Below are 14898 nucleotides of genomic sequence, written 5' to 3' on the forward strand. Positions count from 1 at the left end.
GCAAAGATCGATCTAATAGAGGGCGTGTACGCGCTGGAGTTCACCAGCTGGGGGTCGCCATATTCGCCGGCTCGTACCGTCGCGCTCCCGCTCAGTGCCCTGGTGCTGGCGGTACTCGCCGTGTTGGGCTTCCTGCCCAGTCCGAGCCAGCGGCGACGCAGGCCGAAGACCCGTGCGTTCGTCCTGCCGCCGCGCGCCAAACTGCACACCACCCTGCTCGTCCTCGCGGCGGTGTGTAGCACCGCCGCCCTGGTCGCGGCCATCTGCCTGTTCCCCAAGGCCGCGACCCCGGCACAGCAGCCGCTCCCACCGCCGCCCACCCTGGCGCCGATCGATCTGCCCGCGGCCAGCGCGATCGGCCCGGGTGCCGGGATCTACGTCGACTATGCCGACGGCTCCGGCGGAATGGGTTGCACCGCAGGGTTTTTGGTGCATACCAGTGGCGGCCGGCCCGGGATACTCACCGCCGGTCATTGCAATCGCCCCGGTGCGCCGAGCAAGGTCACGATGAACCTGGGCGGGGTCCTGCCCTATACCCCGTTGGGCACCTTCACCCGGACGATCAGCGAAGGCGTCCACGACGAACAGCACGACATCGGCCTGATCACGCTGGACGGCGACCACGTTCCCCGGTCCTCGGCGGTCGCCGCGTCGCTGCCCGTCACCGGCGTGGCGACCAATCTTGAAGTCGGACAACAGTTGTGCAAGTTCGGCATGGGCTCGGGCGTGGACGCCTGTGGGCAGATCGTGGAGATCACCGCAAGCAAGGTCGTGTTTCTGGCGAGCGGGCAGTGCGGCGACTCGGGCGGCCCCGTGTACCTCTACGAACGCGACGGCACCGTCAGCGCCGTCGGCATTCTCATCCGCGGCGGTGACCCCTACATCCCCAAGGCCGGATGCGCCGCCCGCGCCAAATTCTCCGTCGCCGAGTTGGTGCGGCCGTGGCTGGACAAGTGGCGCCTGACCGCGATCACCGCTCCGTCGTCCCCGCCCTGACGGGCCCTTGCGCTCTGCCCCTCCGTCTTCAGGTCCACTTCAGGCTGACCTCCTACCGTCGTGACAAGCGGTGCGAGAAGGATGATTTCGCGCCGCCAGGTTAGGAAACGACGACTGGAAGGATGGATGGGTCGAGTGAAGTTCAAGCAACTCATCGCTGGTTCGTTGCTCGCGGGGGCCTTCGGGGCCGCGGTGGCCGGCATCGGTGCCGGAGTGGCGAGCGCGGATCCGCCGCCCCCGCCGCCGCCTCCGGGGCAGCCCGGACCGCCACCGCCGGGTGGGCCGTTCGGCGGACCACCGCCCGCGCCGGGCGGACCGCTGGGACCGCCGCCGCCGGGACACGGGCCGGGCGGACCCTTGCCGCCCCCACCAGGGTGGTGATCGCGGCGGTGCACTAGCCGTGTCGTGGTGTGGCCGTCTCGGGTGTCCGCGGCGGCCATCACCGTTTTCACCGCACGCCGCCTCCGCACAACGACCAAGTAGTTTGATAAAGGCGCGGTTTCGATAAAGGCCGCGGATTCGTCGCACGACCTCTGTCGAAAGTCGCAGGTGAGACCCGAGCATTCGTCGCCGCGTGGCCGTCCCACTACAGCGAGACCCAAACCGGTTGCAGCATCAATAAATTCGTGTAAACGGCCCACCGATACCGCACCGTCAGGATTAAGGCCGGCAACCCAAGCTCTGACCAGTGCCGGACCGCTACCTACCGATCTCCGCGATCTGCTTCGACGATGCGGCGACTGTCCCCCGCCATCTGCGGTACTCCGAAGGAGTCATTTCCTGCCCCCACGCGGTGCAGATCGGCACGTTTCGGTCCAGATACTCGGATTCTGCAGCTCTCCATGCCTTTACGTACAGGTAAAAGGGGATCCCAGTATGGATGTGATGAACTAGGTGATAGTTCTGATACATCAACAACGGACACAAAACACGCTCCCAGCCAACCCGAACCCGGGCGACCCGGAATCGGTCGCCCTTTGCCGTGAACAGGCCGTGATGAGGCAGCCAGTCAAACCACCACGCGAGGACGCCCACCCCGATCCGCTGTGGGATGAAATAGATGAGCACCAGCTCTTTCCCATAGCCGAGAACCAGGATGGCGGTTACGAAGGCGAGGGCCAGCGTGAGGTATATGGCAAATCCCAGGGCTTCCTTGTGCGGGCGCCGGCGCAGGCGCGTTAGGTAAAAGCGGCAGTACCAGGCATCGATTGTCAACCAGCGCAACGGCAGTTGCCAACGCGGGCCGGTGATACTCCACGCGTCCGGATCGTCGTGGATATTTTCGTTGGTGTTGCGGTGGTGCGCGAGATGCGTATACGCGAGCATTGGGAATGTTCCGAACAACGAGACGAACGGCATCGACAGGCGGCCGAAGACCTGGTTGATCCAGTTTGGCCGGCCGACGGTGTGGTGAATCGATTCGTGCGCCACGATGAACATGGAAACCGTCAGGAAACCCTGAACGACGATGGTGACCACCAACCACCAACGACTCACTCCGCAGAGAACCGCTGCCGTCGCCGCGCACCACGCAACGAGCGATCCAAGCCAGACGAGCACGGTCGGCACTGCAATGATCGGCCGCACAAACCTTGGAGGTGGGAAGCCTCGCCGGATTCCGGCCACCTCGGCGGCGCCGCGTGATCTTTGCTCGGTGACGGCAAGCATCTCGACTGCTGTCACCACGACCCCCTGCTGGGAACACGCCACCGATGCACTGTGTAGAAAGCCATGTGGCACCACCTTGTTTCGACCTTGCTTGTCATACTTATTTGCGTAATAAACTATTTGGCGATCTCGCCATGTGGGTGAACACAATAAAATTCGGTTATGCGTAGGCCGCATTCTCGACCTGCTCACAGCGCAACCCGATCGAGCCTCCCTCTTACCCTGGGAATTGCGATGTTGCAGAATGTTTGCCTGGATTAGACCTGGGTGTTCACCAGGATAAACATTAATGACCTAGTCGCTGAAAAGCACCGTTGTTACCGTCGGAAAGCAGCGTTCGTTGTTGATTTCCAGATGTTATTGTCTGGTGCTCCCCCTCGCCGTCGAAGTTATTAACCTTTCCTGTCCTAAAGCTGGTCACTTCGGACAGATGCGGCGTCCCCGCCTCTCGACAATCCGGGCACTCGGACGTTCAAGTATTTTGCATTACCTCCGATATCGCGGGTTCGGGGCTCCACGCATGCGCGAAGATTTTTCCGCCTTTCAATAGCGCGGTGAGCTCTCCGCCCAAATCGGCCGATACTGATCTGACGGTTGAAAGTCGAACATGATTCATGAGATTCGTCAGGGCATTCAGCTTATAGAGCGGTTCCAGCTGCGGACTTATCGAAGCGGGACATATTGCGATAGGTATCGTTTCGTGATACTTCATGCCCAGCACGAACGCTGTCTTGGAATCGGCGCTCAACATGAACGGTTCATCGCCTTTGTCGAGATTTCTGAGCATCAGAAGCGGAATATCGCTCACCCAAAGAGGCTCAACAGGCTTATCGCGATCCGTATGGGTTCCGATCGGATTTCTCGGATGAGTCCAAGCAATCGTCAGACCAGCAGCTATAAGCTCGAGTCTCATTTTCTGCCGCCACACTTCACCTTGGGCAGCGACCGCTTCCAAGAAGTTCTTGTCATTCTGATATGCCACGCCGACAACCAGATAACGATCAGAATGTCGAGCGTGAAATTCACGCAGCTCCATTATGGTTCGGTGAAATTCCTCCTCATCCAGGAGAAAATCGCTCGTATCATAGTAGAATTGACGCTTGACGAGCATCGTCCCGGTAAATGGACAATGAGCTTTTCGGCCGTCGCCGCGGACAAGAAAATCAAGGTATTGTTGTATTACCGGCACGCAGTCGTCCGTGTGATGGCTGAGCTCAGTGAAGACATAGTCCGATCGTCGGTACATTGACGCCCCTCCCAACGGCGAAACCCAACCCACGTCCTACCGGCGCCTGCGCTCACGTTGATCGCCCGAGATCAGGTGCATCGCTGGCGGTAAATCCCCCGAATCGAAGCGAAGTTTAACCGTGGTCCGGGCCATACGTTGGCAAAACCGCCGAGACGCGACGACGCTGTTACCTCCCGGCATGGTGGCAATCGTCACACCGATCTTGGGAAAGGCAGACGTGGGTCACGGCTCCCTGGGTGATGTGGTGCCCGGGTCCGGCCGGTCGACCAGCTGATCTGTTTGGCCATCATCTTGTGCTCGGGTCAGGAATCTTCTGCGGAACCGGTAGGCGCGTCGGTCCCGCTCCCAATTCGCCGGCTCCTCAACCGGATTCACACATCGCGGCGGCCGCGTGAGAACCTTGGCCAACGGAGCCGAAACTCTGACTGGCGTGCTCGAAGTAACCGTGCCTGCCCCCTTTTCCAGGTCGGGCAGCGCGCGCAGGCTCATGTACGGGTTCGCCGGTCCCAACCATCGGCGTCGGCAGGTGACCTACAAAGTGTCCGGAAGCCGACCGGGCGGGGTGCCTGCATCACATCGAACAGAATTGACCGGACATTCGGCCGAAATCCCGCGCGACAGGCTGGCGACGGGGCAGGATTTTGACCAGTAACCACTCAGGGCAAGGGGGCGAGTGGGTCGAGTTTTGGGGGAGTCGATGGCGCGTGATGACCGGGCGCTACCGCTGACACGCGGACAGCTAGACATCTGGCTCTCACAGCAATCGGGCTATGCGGGCACGGAGTGGCAACTCGGCTTATTGATAAAAATCGAGGGCACGATCAACCGTGATGTCCTCGGGCAGGCCATCCGCCAGACGATGGTGGAGGCTGAGCCAGTGAGGGTCTCGTTCTTTGAGATCGATGGTCGGGTGGCCCAAAAGCCGATCGATTGCCCGCGTGTCGAGCTCGAGTTTCATGACCTGACCGGCTCACCCGATCCCGTGCAGGATGTCCGCCGGAGGGCCTCCGCCGTCCAGCGCACGCCGATGGCGCTGGACGGCCAGTTATTCAAGTTCGTTCTGTTCCAGACACAGACCGAAGAATTCTATTTGTTCGGCTGCTGCCACCACATCGTCCTAGACGGACTCGGCATGGCGCTGGTATCCCGTCGGGTCGCAACCATCTATTCGGCAATGGTCGCTGGATCCCCCGTCCCTGACGCCTATTTCGCCTCGGCGCAGGACTTGGTTGATCTCGAGTCGGGGTATGAAGCGTCGACCGATTATCTGGACGATGAAGCGTACTGGCGCAAGAACCTTCCGCCGGACAGCGGAGCGGATTATCGGCCGCCTCAAACCAACGTCGACCGGGACCCGTATTCGCCGTCGGCGTCAGTTCAGTTGGATCCGTCCGCCGTCGGCAGCATCCAAGGGCTGTCCAAACTGCTGCGAATCCGTCGCTATGCGGTCACCACAGCGGCATGCGCGCTCTTGGTGCATGCATGGTCGGGAAGCGGTTCGGAGGTGGCGCTCGATTTCCCGGTCAGCCGGCGTGTGCGTCCCGAGTCGAAGACGCTCCCGGGGATGCTCGCCGGAGTTGTGCCACTGGTCTTGCAGACGTCACCGGAGACCACGGTCGCCGACTTTTGTCGGCACGTTGACGTACAGATACGAGAATTGCTGAAGCATCAGCGATTTCCGGTGCACTTGCTCGCCGATGAAGGTGGCTTTCGCGGCCTGAGACAGCCGGAGAACAGGGTAGGCATCAATTTCATCCCGTCCCGATTGACCCTGGAGCTTGGAGGCGCTCCGGCAACCGCGACATACACCAACAACGGCCCCGCCGGCCACTTCGGCCTGTTCTTCATTGGCGCCAGTGATCAGCTGTTTCTCAGCACGGCGGGCGTCGGACAGCCCTTTTCGAGCTTTGGCGTTCCCTACCTGGCGGCACGCCTGCAGCAGGTGCTGATGGAAATGACCGCCGATCCGGAGCGGCCGATCTCGTCGATCGAAATCCTCGATGAGGATGACAACGCCCGGCTCGATGAGTGGTCGCACCGCGCGGCGTTAACCCAGCCGGTAACCACGCCGGTGTCGATTCCGGTGGTGTTCGCCGAGCACGCCGAGCGTGCCCCCGCGGCGGTAGCGGTGACCTTCGACGGCCGCGTCATGACGTATCGGGGACTCGATGAGGGCGCGAACCGGTTGGCGCATCTTCTGGCCGGTCATGGGGTTGGCCCGGGGCAGTGTGTGGCGCTGCTTTTCCCCCGGTGCGCTGACGCGATCGTGGCGATGCTGGCGGTGCTCAAGACGGGCGCGGCGTATCTGCCGGTCGACCCGGGGCATGCGTCGGCGCGGATGAAGTTCGTTCTTGACGATGCCGCGCCCAGCGCGGTGATCACCACCGCGGACCTACGTTCGCGTCTGGACGGTTCCAATGTGCTGGTCGTCGATGCCCACGATCCCGCCATCGAGACCCAACCCGACACCCCACTTCCGATGCCCGCACCCGAAAACGTCGCCTACATCATCTACACCTCCGGCACCACCGGCACACCCAAAGGCGTAGCCATCACGCACCACAACGTCACTTGGCTGATCGAGGCCCTCGACGAGCGCCTGCCGCGAGGGGGGGTGTGGGCGCAGTGCTACTCCTCGGCCTTCGACTTATCGGTGTGGGATATCTGGGGTGCGTTGCTGCGGGGTAGGCGACTGCTGGTGGTGCCCGAGTCGGTGGCTGGCTCTCCGGAAGATCTCCACGCTTTGCTGGTCGCGGAGAAGGTCAGCGTGCTGGCTCAGATTCCGTCGTCAGTGGCGCTGCTGTCACCGGAAGGGTTGGAGTCGACGGCGTTGGTGGTGGGCGGGGAAGCCTGCCCGACAGACGTGGTGGAGCGGTGGGCGACACCCGGGCGGGTGATGATCAACGCCTACGGCCCGACCGAGGCGACTGTGTGCGCGTCGATGAGTACGCCGCTGATGCCGGGACAGGGCCTGGTGCCGATCGGGTCGCCGATACCGGGGGCGGCAATGTTCGTGCTCGACAAGTGGCTGCAGCCGGTGCCGGCCGGGGTGGTCGGTGATCTTTACCTGGCCGGGCGCGGCGTGGGCCTTGGATATGTGCGGCGGGCCGGTTTGACCGCGTCACGGTTTGTGGCGTGCCCGTTCGGGGCCCCGGGGACACGGATGTATCGCACCGGTGACTTGGTGTCCTGGGGTCCCGACGGGCAGCTGCGACACCTGGGCCGCGCCGACGAGCAGGTCAAGATCCGGGGGTACCGCATCGAGCTCGGTGAAATCCAGGTGGCCCTGGCCGCTTTGGATGGGGTGGACCAGGCGGCGGTCATCGCGCGCGAGGACCGTCCCGGCAACAAGCGGCTGGTGGGTTACATCACCGGCACCGCCAACCCGACCGACGTCCGCAACGCACTGGCTGATCGGCTCCCGGCCTACATGGTCCCCGCCGCGGTGGTGGTGTTGCCGGCAATTCCCTTGACAGTCAACGGGAAACTCGACAAGCGCGCCTTGCCCGCACCCGAATTCACCGCCGGTGAGTACCGGGCCCCGGCCGACGCGGTCGAGGAAATCCTTGCCGACATCTACGCCCAAGTCCTCGGGATGGAGCGGGTAGGTGTCGATGACTCGTTCTTCGATCTCGGCGGCGACAGCATCCTGTCGATGCAAGTCGTGGCCCGCGCGCGGGCGGCCGGCGTAATGTGCCGTCCGCGTGACGTTTTCGTCGAACAGACGGTGGCGCGACTTGCGCGGGTCGCAGCCGTGGCCGATGGCCAGGCCGGCGTCGTCGACGAGGGCATCGGCCCGGTGGCGGCCACCCCGATCATGCGCTGCCTGCACAGCGTCGAGGGCCCGATCGATGAGTTCAACCAGACCATGGTGGTGGATGCTCCCGCGGGCGTGACTGGGGCCGACGTGGCGGTCGTCCTGCAGGCGTTGCTCGATCGGCATGCCACGTTGCGGCTGCGCATCGACGATGACGGCGCAGAGGGCTGGTCGCTGGAGGCACCCGAAGCTGGGTCCGTGGACGCGGGCGGATGCCTGCATACCGTCGATGTGTTGTCGGATGAGGCGCTGGCACAGGCCCGGTCGCGGTTGAGCCCAGGGGCGGGACTGATGCTGAGCGCAGTGTGGGCGACCTCCACCGGCCAGCTGGCATTGATCATCCATCACCTGGCCGTGGACGGAGTTTCGTGGCGAATCCTGTTGGAAGACCTCAATATCGCCTGGGCGCAGCATCACAGTGGCCAGCCTGTCGCATTACCCGCCGGCGGGACGTCGTTCGTGCGGTGGTCGGCGCTGCTTGCCGAGCATGCGCGCCGCGCCGAGGTCGTGGCGCAGGCCGAGACATGGCGACAGGTGGCCGCAATACCGGCCGCGCTGCCGACGGTGCAACCCGAGGTGGACACCTACGAGTCCGCGGGCCAGCAGTCGGTGTCGCTAGATGTCGAGACAACCCGTCGGCTGCTGGGTGAGGTGCCGGCGGCGTTCCACGCCGGTGTCGGTGACATATTGCTGATCTCCTTCGGGCTGGCGTTCGCGGAGTTCCTCGGCACCGGCGCGGGTGTGCCGATCGGTGTCGACGTCGAGGGCCACGGGCGCCACGAGGAGCTGGCGCCCTCAGTGGACCTGTCTCGGACGGTGGGATGGTTCACCGCCAAGTATCCGGTCGCGTTGACGGTTGGCGGCCTGTCGTGGCCGCAGGTTGTCGCCGGTGAGGCCGCACTGGGCGCTCTGATCAAAGACGCCAAGGAGCAGCTGCGTGCCCTACCAGATCCGCTGACCTACGGTCTGCTGCGGTACCTGAACGCCGAGGTCGATCTCGGCGGGTCTGACCCGACGATCGGGTTCAACTACCTGGGCCGGCTCGGTGCGGGCACCGACCTGCCCGGTGAGTTGTGGCGGATCAACGAGGACAGCCTGTCGTTTGCGGGTGTGGCTACGGCGGTGCCCCTTACGTTGGCGCACACGGTGGAGCTCAATGCCGGCACCATCGACACCCAGGCCGGCCCGCAGCTGCGGGCCAACTGGACTTGGGCGCCCTCGGCGCTGGACGGTGAGCAGGTCAGCCGGCTGAGCCAGTTGTGGTTCGAGGCTCTTGACGGTATCTGCGCACACGTCAAAGCCGGTGGGGGCGGGCTCACCCCGTCCGATATCGCTCCTGCCCGCCTCAGCCAGCAGCAGATCGACGAACTCTGCTCGCAGGGCGACGTCTCAGACGTGCTGCCGCTGACCCCGGTGCAGCAGGGTCTGCTGTTCCACAGCAGCTTCGCGCCCGGTCTGGACGACCTGTACACCGTGCAGCTCGGTATCACCGTCAACGGTGCCCTCGATGCGCACCGCCTGCGCGAGGCTGTGCAGACGGTCGTCAACCGGCATCCCAACCTGGTGGCCCGGTTCTGCGAAGGCTTCGGTGAGCCAATGCAGGTTATCCCTGCCAAGCCGGTGATCGCGTGGCAGGACGTTGAACTGAACCCGGTGGGCGGGGACGCCGATCGGCAGATGGAACGACTGTGTGCTGCCGAGCGCGCCGCGGTATGCGACCTGGCTGACAAGCCGACATTCCGGGCGGCGTTGATCCGCACCGCAGAAGACCAACACCGCTTGGTGCTCACCATTCACCACATCGTGGCGGATGGCTGGTCGCTGCCAATCCTGATGAAGGAGATGTTCGGCAGCTACTACGGCGAACGGCTGCCCGCGGCTCCGTCGTACCGCAGCTTTGTCACCTGGCTGGATGGGCAGGATCGCACTGTCGCACAAGGGGCTTGGCGCGACGTGATGGCGGGTTTCGAGACCCCGACGTTGATGGGTACGCCCGGCCGGGTAGGGCGCCGTGACGTCGCATCCTTCCGGGTGTCCGCCGAGACCACAGCGGCCCTGACCGAGTTCGCCCGCTCATGCCACACCACCGTGAGCACCGTGTTGCAGGGTGCATGGGCGCAGCTGCTGATGTGGTTAACCGGTCAACATGATGTGGCGTTCGGCACCGCGGTCTCGGGTAGGCCGACCGAACTGCTCGGCTCGGAATCCATTGTGGGCCTGATGATCAACACAGTGCCGGTGCGCGCCAATGCCAGCACAGCGACCACAGTCGTCGATCTGCTGCAGCAGCTGCAGCGCGTCCACAACGACACCCTCGAGTATGAGTACCTCGCTCTCCCCGAGATCCACCGCGCCACCGGTCACGATCAGCTGTTCGACACGTTGTTCCTGTACGAGAATTATCCGATCGACGCCGGCGCCCTGTCGGGTGCCGATGACCTGGCCATCACCGACTTCACCAGCCGCGAGTACAACCACTACCCGCTGTCGGTAGTGGCGACGCCGGGCCACGAACTGAGCCTTCGCGTCGAATTCGACACGGACGCATTTGACCGTGCGGCCATCGACACGCTGATCGACCGGTTGCGGCAGGTGCTGGCGGCCATGATCGCCGATCCCGCCCGGCGATTGTCGTCGATCGATCTGCTCGACCGCCGTGAGCACGACCGCCTCGACGAATGGGGCAATCGGGCGATGCTGGTCGAGCCGGAGATGACCGCGATCTCGATCCCCGAATTGTTCGCCGCTCAGTTGGCGGTCCGCGCCCCGGAGGCGGTGGCGATCAGTTACGGGGATCGGTCGTGGACTTATCGCGAGGTGGAGGCGTCCGCTAATCGATTGGCGCACTTGCTGATTCCTCAGGGGGTCGGACCGGGTACGCGTGTGGCCCTGTTGCTTCCGCGTACCCCTGATGCGATAGTGGCGATGCTGGCGGTGCTCAAGACCGGTGCCGCGTATGTGCCGATCGATCCGACGGTGCCCGCGGCGCGGATCGAGTTCGTGTTGGGCGACTCCGCGCCTATCGCTGTGGTCACCAACGCGGACGGTCGGTCACGGCTGGAAGGGTCCGGCCTGCTGCTGATCGACATCGACGACCCGGCGGTGACGACCCAGTCCGAGGCCGCGTTACCGGCGGTTGGGGCCGAGAACATCGCCTACATCATTTACACCTCCGGCACGACTGGGACGCCCAAAGGTGTTGCAGTGCCTCACCACAACGTCACCCGGTTGCTGGATTCGCTGGATGCCCAGTTGACGTTGGGACAGGTGTGGACGCAGTGTCATTCGTTGGCGTTTGACTTCTCGGTGTGGGAGATCTTCGGTTCGCTGTTGCATGGCGGACGGTTGGTGATGGTGCCCGATTCGGTGGTGCGTTCGCCAGAAGAATTGCACGCCCTGCTGGTTCGTGAACAGGTCAATGTGTTGAGCCAGACGCCGTCGGCGTTTTACGTGCTGCAGACCGCTGACGGGCTCGCGTCGAGGTTGGGGCAGCAGCTGAAGTTGCAGTCCGTGGTGTTCGGCGGCGAGGCGCTCGAACCCCAGCGTCTGGAGACGTGGCTGAACCACCACCCCGGACTGCCGCGTCTGATCAATCTGTATGGCATCACCGAGACGACCGTGCACGCCTCGTTCCGCGAGATCGTCGACGGCGACGTCGACAGTGATGCCAGCCCCATCGGGGTGCCGTTGACCCACCTCGCCTTCTTCGTACTCGACGGGTGGTTGCGTCGGGTGCCCGCCGGGGTGGTCGGCGAGCTGTATGTGGCCGGTGCCGGGCTGGCCGCCGGGTATATAGGCAGGGCGGGGTTGAGCTCGACCCGGTTTGTGGCGTGCCCGTTCGGGGCGCCCGGGTCGCGCATGTACCGCACCGGGGATCTAGTGTCGTGGGGCGCCGATGGTCAGCTGTGTTACATCGGGCGTGCCGATGAGCAGGTCAAGATCCGCGGCTATCGCATCGAGCTTGGCGAGATCCAAGCGGCCCTCGCCTGTTTGGCCGGGGTCGATCATGTGGCGGTGATCGCCCGCGAAGACCGTCCCGGCGACAAGCGACTGGTGGGCTACATCACCGGAGCCGCCGACCCGGCTGAGATCCGTAGTCAATTGGGTGAACGGTTGCCGGCCTACATGGTGCCGGGCGCGATCGTCGTGCTCGAGACGCTGCCATTGACGGTCAACGGCAAACTCGACGTCCGCGCCCTGCCGGCACCCGAATACTCCGATGTCGACCACTACCGGGCTCCATCCAGCGCGGTCGAGGAAATCCTGGCCGGCATTTATGCCCAGGTATTGGGTATGCAGCGGGTCGGTATCGATGACTCGTTCTTCGATCTGGGCGGTGACAGCATCCTGTCGATGCAAGTCGTCGCCCGCGCCCGAGCGGCCGGCGTAATGTGCCGTCCGCGTGACGTTTTCGTCGAACAGACGGTGGCGCGGCTCGCGCATATCGCCACGCTGGTCGCTGGCGACGAGAGTGACGTGGTTGACGAAGGCACCGGGCCGGTGGTGACCACCCCGATCATGCGCTGGCTGCACGGCGTCGACGGTCCGGTCGAGCAGTTCAACCAGACGATGGTGGTGCAAGCTCCCGCGGGTGTCGCGCATGCCGATGTGGTGGTGGTCCTGCAGTCGTTGCTGGACCGGCATGCCACGCTGCGGCTGCGCGTCGACGACGACGGCGCCGGCGGCTGGCTGTTGTGGGTGTCTGAAGCCGGGACGGTAGATGCCGCCGGCTGCGTGGACACCGTCGACGCGTTGTCGGCTGAGGTGTTGGTGGCGGCCCGGTCACGCCTGGACCCGGGCACCGGGACAATGCTGCGCGCTGTGTGGGCCGAGTCGACGAACCAGTTGGCGTTGATCATTCACCACCTGTCCGTCGATGCCGTGTCGTGGCGAATCCTGTTGGAAGACCTCAACATTGCGTGGGTCCAGCATCACAGTGGCCAGCCGGTGGCGCTGCCTGCGCCTGGGACGTCGTTTGCCCGGTGGTCGTCGCTGTTGAACGAGTACGCTCAGAGCGCAGAGGTAATGGCCCAGGCCGAGGCGTGGCGTCAGGTGGCGGCAATCCCGGCCGCGTTACCGGCGGTGCAGCCGGCAGACACCTACGTCAGCGCCGGTCAATGGTCGGTGTCGCTGGATGTCAAGACGACCCGCCAGCTGCTTGGTGAGGCCCCGGCGGCGTTTCATGCCGGGGTTCAAGACATCTTGCTGATCGCGTTCGGCCTGGCGTGGACGCAATTCTTGAGCACCAGCACCCCGATCGGCATCGATGTGGAGGGCCACGGCCGCCGGGAGGAGCTGGCCCCGCATGTCGACTTGTCGCGCACGGTGGGCTGGTTCACCACCAAGTACCCGGTGGCCCTGAAATTCGCGGGGTCGGGCGGCGGCCTGCCCTGGGGACAGGTGGTGGCGGGTGAGGATGCACTGGGCGCTCTGATCAAGGACGCCAAGGAACAGCTGCGCGCCCTGCCCGACGGTCTGACCTACGGGCTGCTGCGCTACCTCGCCCCTGAGTTTGATCTGGGTGGGTGCGACCCCGCGATCGGCTTCAACTACCTAGGCCGTCTGGGTGGCGCGGTCGAGCTCTCCGGTGAGTTGTGGCGGCTCAGCGAGAACAGTTTCTCGCTGGGCGGCGCCGCGGGTGCAGTGGAGATGCCGCTGGCGCATACCGTGGAGCTCAATGCCGGCACCATGGACACCGAGGCCGGCCCGCAGCTTCAGGCCAACTGGACCTGGGCGCGCTCGGCGCTCGGCGAGAAGCAAGTCAGCCGGCTCAGCGAGCTGTGGTTCGACGCGCTGACCGGCATCTGCGCGCACGTGCGCGGCGGTGGGGGCGGCTTGACCCCATCCGACATCGCGCCGGCCCGTCTCACCCAGCAAGACATCGACAAGCTGGGGCAGCAGTACCGGATCGGCGATGTGTTGCCGCTGACCCCGCTGCAGCAGGGCCTGCTGTACTACACCGGCAGCGGGCAGGGCAGTGACGACTTGTATGCGGTGCAGCTCGATATCACCGTGAGTGGTGCCCTTGACCCGCAGCGTTTGCGCGAGGCGGTGCACTCCGTCGTCACCCGGCACCCGAACGTGGTGGCCAGTTTCTGCGAAGACTTGGGCGAACCGGTACAGGTGATGCCCGCCGATCCGGAGCTGGCCTGGCAGTACGTCGAGCTGAGCTCGGCAGATGCTGATGTCGAAGAACAGGTACAGCAGCTGTGTACCGCCGAACGCGTCGCGGTCTGCGATCTTGCCGGCCAGCCGCCCTTCCGCGCTGCCTTGATCCGCACCGCAGACGATCTGTATAGGTTTGTGCTCACCAACCACCACATCGTCCTCGACGGTTGGTCGAAGCCGATCCTGCTGCAGGAAATCTTCGCCAGCTATTACGGCGTGCGGTTGCCGGCTGCCCCGTCGTATCGCAGCTTTGTCACCTGGCTATCCGAACAAGATCGAGGTGCGGCTCAAACAGCATGGCGTGAGGTCCTCAGCGGGTTCGACACTCCCAGCCTGGTCGGACCCCTTGGGCGCCCAGCGCTCGGTCTGCGCGGTACGGAGTCGTTCCAGGTGTCCGCGGAGACCACGAAGGCGTTGGGCGAGCTGGCGCGCTCGTACCGCACTACGGTCAGCACCGTCTTGCAGGCGGCGTGGGCGCTCCTGCTGACGTGGCTGACCGGCCAGCACGACGTAGTGTTCGGCACAGCGGTCTCGGGGCGGCCGAGCGACTTGGCCGGCGCGGAATCGATGGTCGGCCTGCTGATCAACACGGTCCCGGTCCGGGCGACCATCGGCGCGGAGACGACCACCGCCAACCTGCTTGACCAGCTGCAAAGCACCTACACCAAGACCCTTGACCACCAGCACCTGGCCCTGAGCGAAATCCACCGTGTAACGGGGCACGACCAGTTATTCGACACAATGTTCGTCTACGAGAACTATCCGATGGACACCGCCGCGTTATCGGCCATCGACGAGTTGAACATCAAGAGCTTCACCAGCCGCGAATACAACCACTACCCGCTTTCGGTGCAAGCCGTGCCAGGCCACGAACTGGGTCTACGCGTCGAATTCGACATTGACGTGTTCACCGCGGCCAGAATCGAAAAGCTGGTCGAACAGTTCCGGCGCGTGCTGGTAGCCATGACCGCAGACGTGGAGGAGCAATCATGACCGTCCG

The 14898-nt window shown here is 64.3% G+C and carries 5 protein-coding genes; 3 read left to right on the forward strand and 2 right to left on the reverse strand.

The window, feature by feature from the left end; genetic code table 11:
* Positions 1 to 15: 15 nt before the first annotated feature.
* Entirely contained in the window at positions 16 to 996 is a 981-nt protein-coding gene (locus tag G6N26_RS06905; RefSeq protein WP_083018302.1) for a S1 family peptidase, read from the forward strand.
* 126 nt (positions 997 to 1122) lie between these two features.
* Entirely contained in the window at positions 1123 to 1377 is a 255-nt protein-coding gene (locus G6N26_RS06910; protein WP_163648741.1) for a hypothetical protein, read from the forward strand.
* Positions 1378 to 1695: 318 nt separating this feature from the next.
* Here the strand turns inward: G6N26_RS06910 and G6N26_RS06915 are convergent, their stop codons facing one another.
* Positions 1696 to 2679, reverse strand: coding sequence for a fatty acid desaturase family protein (locus tag G6N26_RS06915; protein WP_232067541.1), 984 nt, complete (start codon positions 2677 to 2679; stop codon positions 1696 to 1698).
* Between the two features lie 457 nt (positions 2680 to 3136).
* On the reverse strand, positions 3137 to 3910 hold the full coding sequence (locus G6N26_RS25905) for a 1-aminocyclopropane-1-carboxylate synthase (protein WP_179960299.1): 774 nt from the start codon (positions 3908 to 3910) through the stop codon (positions 3137 to 3139).
* A 700-nt stretch (positions 3911 to 4610) separates the two neighbouring features.
* On the opposite strand from G6N26_RS25905, the gene G6N26_RS06925 reads away from it, so the two are divergent.
* Positions 4611 to 14891: a non-ribosomal peptide synthetase gene (locus G6N26_RS06925; protein WP_083018246.1), complete on the forward strand. Its 10281-nt coding sequence runs from the start codon at positions 4611 to 4613 to the stop codon at positions 14889 to 14891.
* Positions 14892 to 14898: the final 7 nt, after the last annotated feature.

The sequence above is a fragment of the Mycobacterium marseillense genome (genome assembly GCF_010731675.1).
GTDB lineage: Bacteria > Actinomycetota > Actinomycetes > Mycobacteriales > Mycobacteriaceae > Mycobacterium > Mycobacterium marseillense.